The sequence below is a fragment of the Tepidimonas sp. HKU78 genome (assembly GCF_049860815.1).
Lineage (GTDB): Bacteria > Pseudomonadota > Gammaproteobacteria > Burkholderiales > Burkholderiaceae_C > Tepidimonas.
Window position 1 is genome coordinate 684,974 of sequence record NZ_CP187547.1, and the last position, 15,346, is coordinate 700,319.

15 protein-coding genes are annotated in these 15,346 nt (G+C 68.9%); 6 read left to right on the forward strand and 9 right to left on the reverse strand.

Annotated features, from left to right (window positions below; all coding sequences use genetic code 11):
* Nucleotides 1-143 precede the first annotated feature (143 nt).
* Complete coding sequence (locus ACPYIS_RS03395; RefSeq protein ID WP_424895084.1) at nt 144-527, forward strand: TraR/DksA family transcriptional regulator; 384 nt, start codon at nt 144-146, stop codon at nt 525-527.
* Here ACPYIS_RS03395 and ACPYIS_RS03400 read toward each other — a convergent pair.
* Nucleotides 488-1,426 carry a fumarylacetoacetate hydrolase family protein gene (locus tag ACPYIS_RS03400; RefSeq protein ID WP_424895083.1) on the reverse strand — a complete coding sequence of 313 codons (939 nt, stop codon included), beginning with the start codon at nt 1,424-1,426 and terminating at the stop codon, nt 488-490. The two genes, ACPYIS_RS03395 and ACPYIS_RS03400, sit on opposite strands and share 40 nt — an antisense overlap.
* A gap of 46 nt (nt 1,427-1,472) precedes the next feature.
* Here ACPYIS_RS03400 and ACPYIS_RS03405 point away from each other — a divergent pair, with 46 nt between their 5' ends.
* Together ACPYIS_RS03405 and ACPYIS_RS03410 are read left to right on the forward strand one after the other, a co-directional pair.
* On the forward strand, nt 1,473-2,597 hold the full coding sequence (locus tag ACPYIS_RS03405; RefSeq protein ID WP_424895082.1) for a DUF3108 domain-containing protein: 1,125 nt from the start codon (nt 1,473-1,475) through the stop codon (nt 2,595-2,597).
* Between the two features lie 102 nt (nt 2,598-2,699).
* On the forward strand, nt 2,700-2,990 hold the full coding sequence (locus tag ACPYIS_RS03410) for a BTH_I0359 family protein (protein ID WP_299020136.1): 291 nt from the start codon (nt 2,700-2,702) through the stop codon (nt 2,988-2,990).
* Between the two features lie 66 nt (nt 2,991-3,056).
* Here the strand turns inward: ACPYIS_RS03410 and ACPYIS_RS03415 are convergent, their stop codons facing one another.
* Entirely contained in the window at nt 3,057-3,566 is a 510-nt protein-coding gene (locus ACPYIS_RS03415; RefSeq protein WP_299020134.1) for a Dps family protein, read from the reverse strand.
* 90 nt (nt 3,567-3,656) lie between these two features.
* On the opposite strand from ACPYIS_RS03415, the gene ACPYIS_RS03420 reads away from it, so the two are divergent.
* A complete protein-coding gene (locus ACPYIS_RS03420; protein WP_424895081.1) occupies nt 3,657-4,538 on the forward strand; it encodes a ChaN family lipoprotein in 882 nt (293 codons plus the stop codon).
* A 4-nt stretch (nt 4,539-4,542) separates the two neighbouring features.
* Here the strand turns inward: ACPYIS_RS03420 and recQ are convergent, their stop codons facing one another.
* The 3 genes from recQ to hemB are packed head-to-tail and all read right to left on the reverse strand — an operon-like array spanning nt 4,543 to nt 7,942.
* Nucleotides 4,543-6,483, reverse strand: a complete 1,941-nt coding sequence (recQ, locus tag ACPYIS_RS03425) for a DNA helicase RecQ (protein ID WP_424895080.1) — start codon at nt 6,481-6,483, stop codon at nt 4,543-4,545.
* A 2-nt stretch (nt 6,484-6,485) separates the two neighbouring features.
* Nucleotides 6,486-6,896, reverse strand: coding sequence for a rhodanese-like domain-containing protein (locus ACPYIS_RS03430; RefSeq protein ID WP_299020127.1), 411 nt, complete (start codon nt 6,894-6,896; stop codon nt 6,486-6,488).
* 11 nt (nt 6,897-6,907) lie between these two features.
* Nucleotides 6,908-7,942, reverse strand: a complete 1,035-nt coding sequence (gene hemB / locus ACPYIS_RS03435; protein WP_299020125.1) for a porphobilinogen synthase — start codon at nt 7,940-7,942, stop codon at nt 6,908-6,910.
* A gap of 87 nt (nt 7,943-8,029) precedes the next feature.
* Between hemB and ACPYIS_RS03440 the strand changes: the two genes are divergently transcribed.
* Nucleotides 8,030-8,752, forward strand: coding sequence for a hypothetical protein (locus tag ACPYIS_RS03440; protein WP_424860077.1), 723 nt, complete (start codon nt 8,030-8,032; stop codon nt 8,750-8,752).
* A 9-nt stretch (nt 8,753-8,761) separates the two neighbouring features.
* Here the strand turns inward: ACPYIS_RS03440 and ACPYIS_RS03445 are convergent, their stop codons facing one another.
* Nucleotides 8,762-10,993: a malate synthase G gene (locus tag ACPYIS_RS03445; RefSeq protein WP_424895079.1), complete on the reverse strand. Its 2,232-nt coding sequence runs from the start codon at nt 10,991-10,993 to the stop codon at nt 8,762-8,764.
* A 155-nt stretch (nt 10,994-11,148) separates the two neighbouring features.
* On the opposite strand from ACPYIS_RS03445, the gene ACPYIS_RS03450 reads away from it, so the two are divergent.
* Nucleotides 11,149-12,066 (forward strand): LysR family transcriptional regulator, encoded by a 918-nt coding sequence (locus tag ACPYIS_RS03450; RefSeq protein WP_299020119.1) that lies wholly within the window; start codon nt 11,149-11,151, stop codon nt 12,064-12,066.
* A 17-nt stretch (nt 12,067-12,083) separates the two neighbouring features.
* Here ACPYIS_RS03450 and ACPYIS_RS03455 read toward each other — a convergent pair whose 3' ends face one another.
* The 3 genes from ACPYIS_RS03455 to ACPYIS_RS03465 form a co-directional block, all read right to left on the reverse strand.
* Complete coding sequence (locus tag ACPYIS_RS03455; protein WP_424895078.1) at nt 12,084-12,848, reverse strand: nitrilase-related carbon-nitrogen hydrolase; 765 nt, start codon at nt 12,846-12,848, stop codon at nt 12,084-12,086.
* 64 nt (nt 12,849-12,912) lie between these two features.
* The gene (locus tag ACPYIS_RS03460) at nt 12,913-14,601 is read right to left on the reverse strand and encodes a flavin monoamine oxidase family protein (RefSeq protein ID WP_424895077.1); all 1,689 of its coding nucleotides are present in this window, start codon (nt 14,599-14,601) and stop codon (nt 12,913-12,915) included.
* Between the two features lie 24 nt (nt 14,602-14,625).
* Entirely contained in the window at nt 14,626-15,261 is a 636-nt protein-coding gene (locus ACPYIS_RS03465; RefSeq protein ID WP_144324878.1) for a LysE/ArgO family amino acid transporter, read from the reverse strand.
* Between the last annotated feature and the right edge of the window lie 85 nt (nt 15,262-15,346).

Consider the following 15,346-nt stretch of genomic DNA (forward strand, 5'->3'; position numbering starts at 1 on the left):
CGCCCATCCGCGATACCCCACCCGAGCACCGCAGCGGCTTGATCGGCATCAAACCCTGCACCAACCCCACTGGTGCGGCGCGCGGAATGTGGCCACAATTCCAGCATCGGCCCGCGGGGCCACACATCAGACACCAGGATCCCATGAGCCAACCCATCTCGGACACCTTCGCCCAGCAACTGCAGCAGATGCGCACCGAGCTGATCGCCCAGATTCGGGCCCAGCGTGGCGGCAAGATCGGCCGCGCCGAGGCGGCCCCGGATCCCCACGACATCCAAAGCGGGGACTGGTCGCAGGTCGACGGCGAGCGCGATCTGGCCCAAGCGCTGGACGAACGCGAAACCGCCGAGCTGCGCGCCATCGACGACGCGCTGGAGCGCATCCGGCAGGGGACGTATGGCCAGTGCGTGGACTGTGGGGTGGACATCCCGACGGCGCGACTGCATGCCAACCCCACCGCCTTGCGCTGCATCGATTGCCAAAGTCGCTACGAGCGCGCCCACCCGATGGAGGCGCCGTCGCTCTGATTGGCAGTGGGCCACGTCACGTCGATCGCGCCGAAGGGCTCACGCCCGTCGGGCAGGCGGGCTTCGATCTGGACACGGTCGCCCGCCGTCAACCAGGGCGTGCTGATGTGGCCCAGGGCGCGCGCCTCGGCAGCCCGGCGCATCGCCAGCGAGGCGTAACCACGCGGCCACGTGGGCGGATCGCCCTCGATACACGGGGTGGGCAGTACCCCACCCGCGACCACGACCCCCGCTGCCAGCCCCCGCCAGCGCGCTGCGTTGGCCAACAACGACCCAAATGAGTTGGGCTGGTCGGCGCCGTCCGCGATGCCGAGCTTGCGCCCTTGACAGACCGTGGTCACGCTCAGCGCCAGCCGCCCGTCGCGCCACGCCGACCCCAGCTCGTCGGGCGTGACCACGCACGGCGCGACGCTGACGCCCCAGGGCCGCTCGGGGGCATCGTAGCCGTGGCGCCACAGGCAGGCCAGCGCCAGCAGCCGCACCCCCTCTAGCGCCGCCGACGCCTCGACCCCTGCCCCCACATCGCCGCAAATGGCCGCCAGCGTCGGGGCGACGTCGGCCACCCCTGCTACCGCCGGCAGCGGCTGCACCGGCCCCCAGAGGGCATCGCTGCGCCACGGCAGCGGCTCGTCGCCGTCGGGCTCGGGCACCCACCAGCCCACGGCGCGCGGCAAGGGAGCCGCACACTGGCGCGGGTCGAACGCGAACGCGTGCCGCGCTTTGCCGTGATCGAGCGTGACCGCCAGATCGTGCAACTGCGGCGCGATGAAATTCCAGTCGTCGAGCGCCTGCTGCAGCGTATCGGCGATGCCGGTGGCGTAGTGCGCCAGCGCGCCGTCGCGCGAGACGACGACCAACTGTCCGTCGCGGCTGCCGTCGCGATAGGTGGCGAGCTTCATGGGTGGCTTCTCCCGAATGTGCGATGCAGGCGCTAGTATCGCGTCCATGAAGGTCGGCGTCTTGCTCGCGCCGCGTCTGCGCATCGCCGCTGCCGTGGCCGGTGTCGTCGCGTTGCATGCGGCGGCGCTGGCGCTGCTGTGGCCGCCCGCGTCCCCCGCGGGCCGCGGCCCCGATGGCGCACGCGCGGCCGTGGTGGCCGCCGCGCTGCTGGCGCCGTCGGCTCGCCCCGCCCCGTTGGAGTCAAAGCCCCAGTCAAAGCCCCCTGCACCGAGGCCCCCCGACGCCCGTCCACGCACCCCACCGGCCGCTGCCCAAACGCCCCCACAGCCCCGCGACGATGGCTTGCCGTCGCGCACAGCGGACGCCAGCCCGGCGCTAGGCGAGGCGGCCCCGTCCCCCGCCGAGCCAGCCGGCGTCACCGATGCCGCTGGTGCACAACCGCAGCCGCCCGAATCACTGCCCGTGGCGGAGGCCGCACCTCTACGCCCAGCAAGCCCCGGCAACACGGTCGCGGCGTGGCAACCGCCCCCCTCTGCCCAACTGCACTACGACGTGCTCGGCGAAGCGCGCGGCTTGAACTACCGCGCGCAAGCCACGCTGGACTGGCAGTGGGACGGTGAGCGCTACCGCGCCGAACTCACGTTACGGGCGTTTCTGGTCGGCACGCGCACGCAATCCAGCGTGGGCACCCTCTCGCACCAAGGCCTGCAGCCGCGGCGCTTCGAGGACCGCGCCCGCCGCACGCGCGGACTGACGTTCGAGTGGGCGGCCAGCGGTGCCATGGCGAGCGCCTTGTCGGATGACGGCGCACGGCTCGACGGGCTGCCCGCCGGTACCCAGGATCGGCTATCGGTATTCATCCAACTCGGGCCCTGGGTGGACGGTGCCCAGCCCGGCGAGCGCTGGTCCCTTCCCGTCGTGGGCTCGAACCAGGTCGAGACATGGACGTTCGAAGTCGTCGAGCACGAGCGCCTCGCGCTGCCTGCGGGCGAGTTCGACACCCTGCGGCTGCGTCGCAGCGCCACGGGCACCGCCGAGCGGGGCTTGGGCGTCGAGCTGTGGTTCAGCCCAGCGCTGCCCGGCCTGCCAGTGCGCATCGTGCTGCAGCAGGCCAATGGCGACCGGGTCGATCAACAGTTGCGTGCATGGCGCCACACGGCATCCCCTTGAAAAACGCCGGCCGCGACCCGATATCCGGTACGTCAGCGGACACCACCCACCCCAGTGGACCCGCTGCTTGCAGGGATTCCGTCATTCGAGGATAGTGTGGCCATGCACATGCTCTACAACTCCGACAGTTTCGCGGTGGTCCACATCCTGGCCAACGCCCAGGAGGTGGCGAGCGCGGCCGACAGCGACACCCCGCGGCCGGTGCTGCCGCGCCACGGGTTCGAGATCGTGGACAAGCGCTCCGGCAAGGAGGTGTACCTGGATGGCTCCTGGGCCGAGCTGTTTCAGCAGCAGATCGAGGCCTGGCAACAAAACACGCCCACCCAGGAAGAAGTCGAGGACACGCTGGAGCGCTACGCGTCGCTGGCGCAAACGCCGGTCGTGGTGCACTAAAAACAGGGGCGGGATGCCCCTGCTGCCATCCGCAGGCAGCCGCTGGCGAGCGGCAACGGTTGGCGCTTACTCCTCCAGCAAACTGCGCAGCATCCAGGCGGTTTGCTCGTGCACCGCCAGCCGTTGCGTCAGCAAATCGGCCGTGGGTTCATCATGGGCTTTGTCCACCAGCGGAAACAGGCTGCGTGCCGTGCGGGCCACCGCTTCGTGCCCTTGCACCAGCAGGCGCACCATCTCCAGCGCCTTGGGCGGCTGCGCCGGCGCGTCCGGCACGGAACTCAGGCGCGCGAATTCGGCGTACGAGCCCGGCGCGATGTGCCCCAGCGCGCGAATACGCTCGGCAATCGGGTCGACCGCGTTCCACAGTTCGGTGTACTGCTGCATGAACATGGCATGCAACGTATTGAACATGGGCCCCGTGACGTTCCAGTGAAAATTGTGCGTGGTCAGGTACAGCGTGTAGGTATCGGCCAATAGGCGGCTGAGGCCTTCGGCAATGGCTGCGCGGTCAGCCGCGTCGATGCCGATGTCGAGGGCGCGGCTGGGATTCGGGGTACGGGCGGTTTTTTTGGCCATAGGTGTTTGCTCCGGTCGAAAACCACAAAGGCGATGCGCCGCGGGGGCGGCGTGGCTGCATCATATCGGCATCCCGGACTATGATGGGGTATGAATGCTCCCGCTCTGACGCGCCGATCCTGGCTGATGGCAGCCGCCGCGTGTTGCGCAGTGGGCGCCGTCGCGCCGACGATGGCCGCGCCCGAGCCGTTCGCGGTGCTCGACCCCGAGCAGCCGCAACGCTGGCTGCGAGCCCGGCTCGAGGCACTGGGCACGCCGCGCTGGCTGCTGTTGGGCGAGCAGCACGATGCCGACCTGCACCAGCGTCTGCATGCGTGGGTGGTGCAGGCGCTGGCCGAGCAAGGGCGGCTGCACGCGCTCGTCATCGAGATGGCCGAGCGCGGCCATGGCACGGAGGGGCTGGCGGCCGACAGCACGGAAGAGGCCGTCCGGCAAACCCTGCGCTGGAACGAAAGTGGATGGCCCTGGCAGCGCTACGGGCCGATGGTGATGGCCGCGGTGCGCGCCGGCATACCGGTGTGGGGCGGCAACCTGCCCCGCACCGAGCACGCACGGGTGATGCGCGAGGCATACTGGGACCAAATGCTGCCCACACCGGCGCAAGAGGCGCTGCTGCGCGCCATCGACGAGGGCCACTGCGGGCAGCTGCCGCCGACGCAATGGGTGCCGATGGCGCGCATCCAGCTCGCGCGCGACGACGCCATGGCCACCACCTTGGGCGAGCGCTCGCGCGTCGGCCAGACGACGGTGCTGGTGGCGGGACAGCAGCACGTGCGACGCGACCGGGGCGTGCCGGTTCACCTGCAGCGCCTCGGCGCGGCGGCCGACGCACCGGGTGTGCTCGTGACCGTCGCCATGGTCAGCGCCAACCATCGCCAAAGCGCGCACGAAGCCAGCGTGGATGCCATCTGGCTCACCCCGGCCACGCCGTCGGTCGATCATTGCACCGTGTTACGGGGAAGCGGCAACTGAATGCTCATTTCGCCATCAGGTCGACGACCGGGTGCGCAGACGCGCCCTTGTCGGCGATCGGTAGCGTTTGGGCCACCACGCGCAGCACCTCGCGGCCGTACGCCTCGCGCTTCTTGTCGCCCAGGCCGGGGATATCGAGCAGCTCGTGCGCGTGACGCGGCAGCCGCTCGGCGATCGCGCGCAGGGTGGCATCGTGAAAGATCACGTAGGCCGGCAGGTCGTGCTCGCGCGCGACCGCCGCGCGCCACGCCTTGAGGGCGGCCAGCACCTCGCGGCTTTGCAGCGGCAGCCGGGCGTCGCTGGCCACGGCGCGCAGGCGTCGCTCATCGCGGTCGCGCGCGCGGCGCTCGCCGGCACTCGCCGTCGACACCCGCAGGCGTACCCTTTGCTCGCCGCGCAGGATCGGGCGCGCCGCCGGCGTCAGGTGCAGGGTGTGAAACTCGCCTGCCACCTGCACCGCGCCCACGGCGATGAGCTGGCGCAACAGCGCGCGCCACTGGGTCTCGTCCAGCTCGCGCCCGATGCCGAACGTGGACAGCGCGGTATGGCCGTGCTGGCGCGCTTTGTCGGTGGCTTGGCCGCGCAGCACGTCGATGAGGTGTCCGGCGCCGAACGCCGCACCCGCCTGCTGCAGCCGGTAGATGCACGACAGCAGCTTGCGTGCGGGCTCGGTCGCATCCCAGGTCTGTGGGGGTTGCAGGCAGTTGTCGCAGTTGCCGCATGGGGCGCTCGACTCGCCAAAGTAGGCCAGCAGCTGCTGGCGGCGGCAGTCGGTGGACTCGGCCAGCGCCAGCAGCGCGTCGAGCTTGGCGCGTAGTACGCGTTTGAACGCCTCGTCAGCAGGGCTGTCGTCGATCAAGCGGCGCTGCTGTACCACGTCCTGCAGACCGTAGGCCATCCAGGCGTTGGCGGGTTCGCCGTCGCGGCCAGCGCGGCCCGTCTCCTGGTAGTAGCCCTCGATGTTTTTGGGAAGGTCCAGGTGCGCGACGAAGCGCACGTCCGGCTTGTCGATACCCATGCCAAAGGCGATCGTGGCCACCATGATGAGGCCGTCCTCGCGCAAAAAGCGGTCTTGGTGGCGCTGGCGCGTGGCGTTGTCCAAGCCCGCGTGGTAGGGCAAGGCGCGCAGGCCCGCGGCCTGCAGGCGCGCGGCCACGTCTTCCACCTTGCGCCGCGACGCGCAGTAGACGATGCCGCTGTCGTGGCCGTGCGCGCCGCCGTGCTCGCGTTCGATGAAGCGCAGCAGCTGGCGCAGGCTGTCGCGCTTTTCCACGATGGTGTAACGGATGTTGGGCCGGTCGAAGCTGGCCACGAAGGTGGCTGCCCCCTCCAACCGCAAGTGGGTGGCGATGTCGGCGCGCGTGATGGCGTCGGCGGTGGCCGTTAGCGCCACCCGCGGCACGCCGGGAAAGCGCTCGGGCAGCAGCGCCAGCTCGCGGTATTCCGGCCGAAAATCGTGCCCCCACTGGCTGACGCAGTGCGCCTCGTCGATGGCAAACAGCGCCAGCCGTCCGGCATCGTGCAGCGCCTGCAGTCGGGCCAAAAAGCGCGGGGTGACGATGCGCTCCGGCGCAGCATAGAGCAGCGTGAGCTCGCCACGCATCAGGCGCTGCTCCACCGCCGCTGCTTGCTCGGGCGTGAGGCTGGAGTTGAGGTAAGCGGCCTCCACCCCGGCTTCGATGAGCGCGCCGACCTGGTCGTGCATCAGGGCGATGAGCGGCGAGACGACGACCGTCACCCCGAGACCGGCGCGCTGGCGCAGAATGGCCGGAATCTGGTAACACAGCGACTTGCCGCCACCGGTGGGCATGAGCACGAGCGCATCGCCGCCTCCCGCCACGTGCGCCACGATGTCGGCTTGCTGGCCGCGAAAGGCGTGGTAACCGAACACCTCGGCCAGCACCGCGTGCGCCTGCGCCCGTAGGTCGGCCACTGACGGAGCCATGCTCACATCTGTTCCCAGGGCAGCCCTTCGAAGCGCCAGCCGTTGACGCTGGAGCGGTGGAAATGCTCGTCGAGCTCGCCCTCGAAGCCGTGCACCACGTGCGCCACGTCGGTAAAGCCCGCCGCTTCCAACGCGGCGCCCGCGTCCAGCGTGCGCTTGCCGCTGCGGCAGATCAGCAGGATGGGCCGGGTTTTGTCCCCCGCCTCTTGCTCCACACGGCGCGCAAAGTCCTGCGGGTCGGGTCGCAAGTCGGGGTATTCGTACCACGGGATGTTGACCACGCCCGGCGGCCGCCCGACGTAGAGCGACTCGATCTCCATGCGCACGTCCACGAACAGCGGACGGCGCTCGGGTGGCTGATCGGCCTGCGCTTGCAGCCAGCGCCAGGCCTCGGTGGGTTGCAGGTGTTTCATCGATCGGTACATCAACGCCGCGCCTGGGCACGCAGCAGGCGCGCGGCATCGCGCGCGAAGTAGGTCAGCACCCCGTCGGCACCCGCGCGCTTGAACGCCAGCAGCGCCTCCATCATCACCGCGTCGTGGTCGAGCCAGCCGTTGGCGGCTGCCGCCTTGATCATCGCGTACTCACCGCTGACCTGGTAGGCGAAGGTGGGCACCTTGAACGCCTCCTTCACCCGCCGCACCACGTCCAGGTAGGGCATGCCGGGCTTGACCATGACCATGTCGGCGCCTTCGGCGAGGTCGAGCGCCACTTCGCGCAGGGCCTCGTCGGTGTTGGCCGGGTCCATCTGGTAGACCTTTTTGTCGGCCTTGCCCAAGTTGGCGGCGCTGCCCACGGCGTCGCGAAACGGGCCGTAGAAGGCGCTGGCGTATTTGGCGCTGTAGGCCATGATGCGCGTGTGCACGTACCCGCGCGCCTCCAGCGCCTGGCGGATGGCGCCCACGCGCCCGTCCATCATGTCGCTGGGCGCCACGATGTCCACGCCGGCGGCCGCCTGCACCAGCGCCTGCTTGACCAGCACCTCGACGGTGGCGTCGTTGACGATGTAGCCGCTGTCGTCCAGCAGGCCGTCTTGACCGTGGCTGGTGTAGGGGTCGAGCGCCACGTCGGTCATGACGCCCAGGTTGGGCACGCGCGCCTTGAGCTCGGCGACCACGCGCGGAATCAGCCCGTCGGGGTTCCAGGCCTCGCGCCCGTCCGGGGTTTTGAGCGCGGGGTCGATGACCGGAAACAGCGCCATAACGGGAATGCCCAGCTCCACGCACTCCTCGGCCACCGGCAGCAACTGGTCCAGGCTCAGGCGCTCCACCCCGGGCATGGACGCCACCGGTTCGCGGCGGCCCCGGCCGTCGAGCACGAACACGGGGTAGATCAGGTCGTGTACGGTCAGGTGGTGCTCCCGCACCAGGTTGCGGGTAAACACGTCCCGGCGCAGACGGCGCGGGCGCGACAGCGGGTACGGAGCGGGTGGATAGCAGGAGGTGTCGGATGCGTTCATGACCGTTATTGTGACGGGTTGGCGCCTGGGCTACACTGCTTTGGCTTGTCTTTTGCCCCTTTGCTCTGCACGCCCCGATCATTGCCCGTGTTGTCCACCACCCTGCCCCCGCCTTCGCCGACGCCTAGCCGGGTCGAGCCAGCCGACTGGCGCCTGGCACCCCACTGGCCAGATCTGGCTGTGGCGGTCACCACCCAGGCCGTCGATTCGGTCGATCATCTGCTGCGCGGGCTGGCGCTGCTGGTGCAGCGCGGTCGCCTCAGCGAGGCGGAGTACCACATCCTGGCACAGCCGGCATTGCGCCTGAAGCGCTGCAGCATCCAGGCGCAGCAAATCGTGCGGCTGCACAGCGGCCAGGTGCGCCAGACGCACGAAAAGATCGACCTCGCGCAGATCGTCGAATCGGTGTTGCAAGAACGGCGCGACGAGCTGGCACTGGCTGGCGTGACGGTGGTCCGGCAACTGCACCCGGTGGAGCTGCTGATCGATCCCACGCTGGCCTACAGCCTAGTGCAGACGCTGCTGGAGTGGGGGCTGCAGCACGGCAACCGCCTGGATTGGCGCGTCGAGCCGCGGGCCGTGGACAGCGTGGTCGGCGCTGGCGCTGCGCTCGGCGGCCTCTCGGGTTGGCTCGAGCTGTCGGTCGCGTCCAGCGATGCCGACACGGCCGATGCCGCTCGAGAGGACGGCGTGGTGTGGCTGTTGGCGCAGCAGCTCGCGCACACCGACGGCGGCATCGTGCTGCAGCGGGACCGTCAGCCCGACGGATGGCACCTGCGCGCCCAATTTCGCCGGGCCGTCGGCCGCTGACCGCAGTCCTCAGGCCCCCGCGCGCGCCGCTTTGACCTTCAGACGCCAAGCGTGCAGCAGCGGCTCGGTGTAGCCGTTGGGTTGCTCCTTGCCCTTGAAGACCAGATCCAGCGCAGCCTGGAACGCCATGCTCTGCTCGAAGTGCGGCGCCATGGGGCGGTAGTTGGGGTCACCCGCGTTTTGCTGGTCCACTTTCGCCGCCATGCGCTCGAAGGTCGCGCGCACCTGCTCGGGTGTGACGACACCGTGGTGTAGCCAGTTGGCCACGTGCTGGCTGCTGATACGCAGCGTGGCGCGGTCTTCCATCAGGCCGACGTCGTTGATGTCGGGCACCTTGGAACACCCCACCCCTTGGTCCACCCAGCGCACCACGTAGCCCAGGATGCCCTGGATATTGTTGTCCAGCTCCTGCTGCTTGTCGGCCTCGCTCCAGTGCGGGTTGGGGCTGACGGGCACGGTCAGCAGCCCGGCCAGCAGGGTGTCGCGCTCGGCGTCGGCGTCGATTTGTTCCAGCGCTTGCTGGATGGCGGCGACATCGACCTGGTGGTAGTGCAGCGCGTGCAACGTGGCCGCCGTCGGGCTGGGCACCCAGGCGGTGTTGGCACCGGCCTTGGGATGGGCGACTTTTTGCTCCAGCATCGCCTTCATCAGGTCGGGCATGGCCCACATGCCCTTGCCGATCTGGGCGCGCCCGCGCAAGCCGCACTTCAGGCCCACCAGCACGTTGTTGCGCTCGTAGGCGGCAATCCAGGCGCTGGTCTTCATGTCGTTCTTGCGGATCATGGGGCCGGCGAGCATCGCGGTATGGATCTCGTCGCCCGTGCGGTCCAAAAAGCCGGTATTGATGAACGCCACACGGCTGCTGGCCGCGGCGATGCACGCCTTGAGGTTGACGCTGGTGCGGCGCTCCTCGTCCATGATGCCGAGTTTGACCGTGCTGTCCGGCAGGCCCAGCAACTGCTCTACGCGCGCGAACAGCTCGTTGGCGAACGCCACCTCGCGCGGCCCGTGCATCTTGGGCTTGACGATGTAGATGCTGCCCGCGCGGCTGTTGCGGATCGCCTCACCGCTGGGCAAGCGCCCGTGCCCTTGCAGGTCGTGCAGCGCGATGGTGGTGGTCACCACGGCGTCCATGATGCCTTCCGGGATCTCGCGCACCTGGCCGTCCGCGTCGGTGTACAGGATGGCCGGGTTGGTCATCAGGTGCCCCACGTTGCGCACGAACAGCAGCGAACGCCCGGGCAGCACCAGTTCACCTTGGCCGTCCGGCGTGCGGTAGCGGCGGTCCGGGTTCAGACCGCGCGTGAGCATGCGGCCGCCCTTGTCGAAGCTTTCCGTCAACCAACCCTGCAAAATGCCCAGCCAGTTGCGGTAGCCCAACACCTTGTCCTCGGCATCGACCGCCGCCACCGAATCTTCCAGATCCAGGATGGTGGACAACGCCGCTTCCAGCACCACGTCGCACACGCCGGCAGGGTCGGTCGCCCCGATGGGGTGTTGACGGTCGATGCGAATGTCCAGGTGCAGCCCATGGTGGCGCAACAGCACCGACGACGGCGCCTCGCCCGCGCCCTGGTAGCCCACGAATTGGGCCGGCTCGCGCAAGCCAGTGACGCTGCCGTCGCGCAGGCGCACACGCAGCGCACCGCCGTCGACGGTGTAGGCCACCGAATCGGCGTGCGCCCCCTGCGCCAGCGGCGCGGCCTCGTCCAGCACACGGCGCGCGTAGGCAATCACCTCGGCACCGCGTTTTTCGTTGTAACCCGGCCCTTTGGCGCGGCCGTCGTCTTCGGGGATGACGTCGGTGCCGTAGAGCGCGTCATACAGGCTGCCCCAGCGCGCATTGGCGGCGTTGAGCGCATAGCGCGCGTTCAGAATCGGCACCACCAGCTGAGGGCCAGCCTGCGTGGCCAGCTCCGCGTCGACGTTGGCCGTGGTCACGCGCACGTCGCCGGGCGGCGGCACCAGGTAGCCGATCGTCTCCAGAAACTGGCGGTACGCCTGCGGGTTTTGGATGGGTCCGGGGTGCGCGCTGTGCCACTTGTCCAGCTCGGCCTGCAGGCGGTCGCGCTCGGCCAGCAAGGCGCGGTTCTTGGGGGCCAGATCGGCCACGATGGCGTCGAACCCTTGCCAAAAGCGCGCGCTGTCGATGCCGGTGCCGGGCAGCACTTGGTCTTCGATGAAGCGATACAGCACTTCGGCCACCTGCAAGCGGCCCACGGGGATACGAGAAGTCGTCATTCGGTTGCTCTCCATGGTGTCAATACTTCACCCGGCGCGCCCGGGAGGGACGTGTCGGGGCAGATACGGATGCTGCAACTGTAGGGCATTGCCGGGGCGAAATCGAGCCCATGCCGCCCTCGTCAGCCATGACTTTTTGTTGAATAATCAGCGCCATGGACCGCGTCAAGGCCATGGAAACCTTCGTCTCGGTGGCGCAGCGCGGCAGCCTCGCCGCCGCCGCGCGTGCCGAGGGCGTGGTGCCCGCCATCATCGGTCGGCGGCTGGACGCACTAGAGGAGCATTTGGGCGTCAAGCTGCTGGTGCGCACCACGCGGCGGCTGACCCTGACGCCGGAAGGCAGCGCCTTTTTGGAGGATTGTCAGCGCCTGCTCGCCGAGCTCGCGCAGGCCGAGGCCAACGTCAGCGCCGGCGGCCAAACCGTGCGCGGCCACTTGCGCATCACCGCCCCTGCAGGGTTTGGGCGCCAGCGTGTGGCGCCGCTGGTGCCGCTCTTTCGCGCGCGCCACCCGGAGGTCACCGTTTCGCTCAACCTGAGCGACCGCCTGGTCGATTTGGTGGCCGAAGGCTACGACTGCGCCGTGCGCGTGGGTGACCTGCCCGACTCCACGCTCATCAGCACCCGTTTGGCCGACAACCGGCGTCTCGTGGTGGCCGCACCCAGCTACCTCCGTCGGCACGGGATCCCGCGCACGCCGCACGACGTGCTACAGCACGACTGCCTGGTGCTGTCCTCGGACGCTTCGCAAACGCGCGGCTGGGCGTTTACCATGACGGAAGCCGACGGGCGGCGCAAGGTCATCCACATCCGCCCCCGCGGCCCACTGGACTGCACCGACGGCCAAGTGCTCTACGAATGGTGCATCGCTGGCCTAGGGCTGGCCTGGCGCAGCACCTGGGAAGTGCAGGCCGACATCGACGCCGGCCGGTTGGTCAGCGTGCTGGACGACTACGCCGCCCCGCCCAACGGCATCTACGCGGTTTACCCCAGCGCGCGCCACCTGCCTCGGCGGGTTCGCGCGTGGATCGATTTCCTCAAGGAGCACTACGGGCGGGAGGGGTTTTGGGGGTGAGCAGGGGAGGCGTCGCCTCAACGCAACACCTCGGCCACCAACAACGCCTCCCCCCTTCCCGCCCGGGCCCGCACCTCGCCCCGCGGCCCGGCCAGTGTGCTCAAGCCGCCGTAGTGGGTGCGGCCCTCCGCGCCACAGGCGTTGGCATAGGCGATGGCAACATGGTGCTCGGCCGCTAGCCGGGGCACGGTCAGCAGCGGCGCGTCGTCGTAGGGCAGCATGTTGGCCGTGGGCACCAAAATCACGCGCGCCCCCTGAGCCGCTAGGGCGCGAACGGTGGCACGCTGCTCGACGTCGTAGCAGATCAACAGGCCGATGCGCCAGCCTTCCCAGTCAAACGGGGTACCCACTTCCTCGCCCGGCGAGAATCGCTCGGCGTCTGCCGCGCCGAACAGGTGCACTTTACGGTGCAGGGCCAGCCGCTGCCCGTCGGGGCCGATGGCTTGCGCTGCGTTGTAGGGTCGAGCGCCCGCGGGGTGCGACTCGGGCCAGCCATAGACGATGCCCACACGGTGCCGCTGTGCGATGGCCGCGACCGCCTGCGCCCAGAGGCCGTCAGCCGGTTGCGCAAGCGCAGCCAACTGCGCGGGATCGATCAAGTAGCCCGACAGCAACATTTCGGGCGTGACCAACCAGTGCGCACCCTGTTGCGCGGCTTGTGCTGCTGCGGCATCCAGGCACGCCAGTGCATGGCCGGCGTTCCCAGGCGCGGGGTGGGGCGTTTGCCAGAGGGCAATGCGCAGCGATTGCGCTGGCCACGCGCGGTCGTTCTCCGTTTGCATCCGTGCGTCCATGTCTGCAAGCGTAGCGCAACCTGTGTCCGGCAGATTCCCTCCGTGCACGGTGTCAATCCGGCAGCGCCACGGGCCCGATGTGCGGATACCAATCCCCGGGGCCGGGGTTGTCCGGATGGCTGGCACCACCCAGGTGACGCACGATGCCCCACACCGCGTTGAGGGCCGTTTGCACCGCGCCTTCCACCCACGCCGGCGTGAAGGAAATGTCGTCGCCCGCCAAGAAAATACCGCGCTCGCGCTCGGGCAGCGCGTCCTGCATGAAATGCCCGTACATCCGGTGGTTGTAGCGGTAGTGGCCGGGTAGCGCCCCTTTGAAGGCGCCCAAAAAGTAGGGGTCGGCTTCCCACGAAATGGTGATCGGGTCACCGATGATATGGCTGGCGATGTCGACGTCGGGGTAGATCTTGCGCAGCGCGTCGAGCGCGAGTTGCACGCGCTTCGTGCTGTCGTAGGGCAGCATCTTGAGCGCGTCGCTCATCCACGCGTACGACAGGCAGATGACGCCGGGCTTATCGGGCCCGTTGTCGAACAGATAGGTGCCGCGCGTGAGGCGGTCGGTGAGCGTCATGCCCATCACCGGCCAGCCGTTGGCGCGCAGGTCGTTCCAAAACGGGCGATCGACCATCACGAAGGTCTTGGACGACTGCATGTAGCGCGTGCGGTCGAGCGCCATCCAGAGTTTGTGCGAAAACAGCGATTCCTCGCACGCGATCTGCGTCGTGAGCAGCCAGCTCTGGCACGTGACCAACACCGCTTCGTAGCGGCGCGTCGTGCCCCAGGTGTCGGTCACTTCCAGCTGGCCGTTGCCCCCACGCTGGATGGCGCGCACTCCCGGGCGCGGTGCCCCGTGGTGCAGGCGGGCCAGCGTGGTGCCCTGCGGCCAGTGCTCGATGCGCGCCGGCGCGTGCTGCCAAAGGCCCATGGGCACCTGTTGCACACCGCCGACGATGTAGTGTTGGTTTTCGTCGCAACCGGTGAGCACGACGCGCAGGATTTCGAGCATGGAGTTGGGAAAGTCCGAATCCCACCCCTCAGTGCCAAAGCCCACCTGCCCAAACACCTCGCGGTGGTGAAAGCTCAAGCGACGAAATGCACTCGATTGCGCGACGAAGTCGTAGAACGTGCGGTCGTCCCAGCGCGGCACCAGCGCATCCCACAGCGCCTTGACCCGCTCCACGTCACGCTCGCGCATGGCGGTTTGCAGCGCGGTAAAACCCGCGCCCTCCTCCAGCGCGTCGGCCCAGGCTTGCGCCACCTCCTGGAACAGCGGTGGCAGATCCTGCAGCGTGCGCGCCCAGTGGGTTTGGCCCTCCAGATCGATGACGGTGCAGTTGGCTGCAGGCGTCAACGGGTTGGGGAACGGCCGGCTGCCCAACCCCAACAGATGGACGTAGTGGTAAAAACCCGTGGAAGACAGCGGGAAACGCATGCCGCCCAGCTCGGCAATCGCGCCCTGCCCGCCCTCGAAGGGCTGCGAGCGCAACCGCCCGCCCATGCGCGAGGCCTCGTACACCACGGGCTTGAGGCCCAGCTTCATCAGCTCATACGCCGCGGTCAGCCCCGCCATGCCGGCGCCGACGACGGCCACCTCGGTGCCGTAACGGCTAACCGGGACGCGGCCCAAACCGGCGTGGTGAGTGAGCCATTCGTCATAGGCGAAGGGAAAATCCGGGCCGAAGATCGTGATCGGTGCGTCGGGCGCGCGGCGCTGGGGCACGCGCAGGGTCATCGTGGACATGGGTCGTCTCCTCCTCAGATTCCATCATTCGAACAGGCTGATGAACAGGGCCGCTGCCGTGCCCCACATCATCAGGGCCACCAGGCCGTCGAGTGCGCGCCAGACCTTGAGCGAATTCAGCCGCCGCCCGAGCCAAAACGCCGCGCCGCCCAACAGCAAGAACCACACCACCGAGCCGGTCGCTGCCCCCAGGCCGAAGATGGGCTGCTGCGCGCCCCACGCCAACGACGCGGTACCGATGAGGACGGCCGTGTCCAGCCAGGCGTGCGGGTTGAGCCAGGAAAACGCCAGCGCGGCCCCGACGGCCTGCAGCGCACTGGTCGGCTGCGCGGCCGGCGTACCGATGGCGGGCACCTGGGGTGCCGCCGGCCCATACCAGAAGCGCCGCGCCGCTTGGTAACCATAGACGAGCAGGAACAAGATCCCCGCCCCGATCAACGCGCCGTGCAGCTTGTCCGACAAGCCGCCCAACTGCGCCAGGCCGGCCACGCCCAGGGCGATGAGCACGATGTCGGCCACCGCGCACGTGGCCACGGTCAGCCACAGGTGGCGCCGCTGCAAGCCGGTACGGATGACATGCGCATTTTGCGGGCCGATGGCCATGATGAGCGACAGGCTCATCACCAGGCCGGCGGTGAAGCTGGGGGCAGTCAAGATCATCGGCAGCACTCCTCTCGTTACACGCGAGTGTGCTCCCGATGCGCTACGGCATTAAGTATTTCAAAATGAACTTGAACTCATCAAG

What these genes read in the sequence shown, in the direction of transcription:
- ACPYIS_RS03405 (WP_424895082.1), top strand. Translation starts at nt 1,473, where the DNA reads ATGAAGGTCGGCGTCTTGCTCGCGCCGCGTCTGCGCATCGCCGCTGCC.
- ACPYIS_RS03430 (WP_299020127.1), bottom strand. Translation starts at nt 6,896, where the DNA reads ATGAAACACCTGCAACCCACCGAGGCCTGGCGCTGGCTGCAAGCGCAG.
- ACPYIS_RS03400 (WP_424895083.1), bottom strand. Translation starts at nt 1,426, where the DNA reads ATGAAGCTCGCCACCTATCGCGACGGCAGCCGCGACGGACAGTTGGTC.
- ACPYIS_RS03420 (WP_424895081.1), top strand. Translation starts at nt 3,657, where the DNA reads ATGAATGCTCCCGCTCTGACGCGCCGATCCTGGCTGATGGCAGCCGCC.
- ACPYIS_RS03465 (WP_144324878.1), bottom strand. Translation starts at nt 15,261, where the DNA reads ATGATCTTGACTGCCCCCAGCTTCACCGCCGGCCTGGTGATGAGCCTG.
- ACPYIS_RS03410 (WP_299020136.1), top strand. Translation starts at nt 2,700, where the DNA reads ATGCACATGCTCTACAACTCCGACAGTTTCGCGGTGGTCCACATCCTG.
- ACPYIS_RS03445 (WP_424895079.1), bottom strand. Translation starts at nt 10,993, where the DNA reads ATGACGACTTCTCGTATCCCCGTGGGCCGCTTGCAGGTGGCCGAAGTG.
- hemB (WP_299020125.1), bottom strand. Translation starts at nt 7,942, where the DNA reads ATGAACGCATCCGACACCTCCTGCTATCCACCCGCTCCGTACCCGCTG.
- ACPYIS_RS03455 (WP_424895078.1), bottom strand. Translation starts at nt 12,848, where the DNA reads ATGCAAACGGAGAACGACCGCGCGTGGCCAGCGCAATCGCTGCGCATT.
- ACPYIS_RS03460 (WP_424895077.1), bottom strand. Translation starts at nt 14,601, where the DNA reads ATGTCCACGATGACCCTGCGCGTGCCCCAGCGCCGCGCGCCCGACGCA.
- recQ (WP_424895080.1), bottom strand. Translation starts at nt 6,483, where the DNA reads ATGGCTCCGTCAGTGGCCGACCTACGGGCGCAGGCGCACGCGGTGCTG.
- ACPYIS_RS03395 (WP_424895084.1), top strand. Translation starts at nt 144, where the DNA reads ATGAGCCAACCCATCTCGGACACCTTCGCCCAGCAACTGCAGCAGATG.
- ACPYIS_RS03415 (WP_299020134.1), bottom strand. Translation starts at nt 3,566, where the DNA reads ATGGCCAAAAAAACCGCCCGTACCCCGAATCCCAGCCGCGCCCTCGAC.
- ACPYIS_RS03450 (WP_299020119.1), top strand. Translation starts at nt 11,149, where the DNA reads ATGGACCGCGTCAAGGCCATGGAAACCTTCGTCTCGGTGGCGCAGCGC.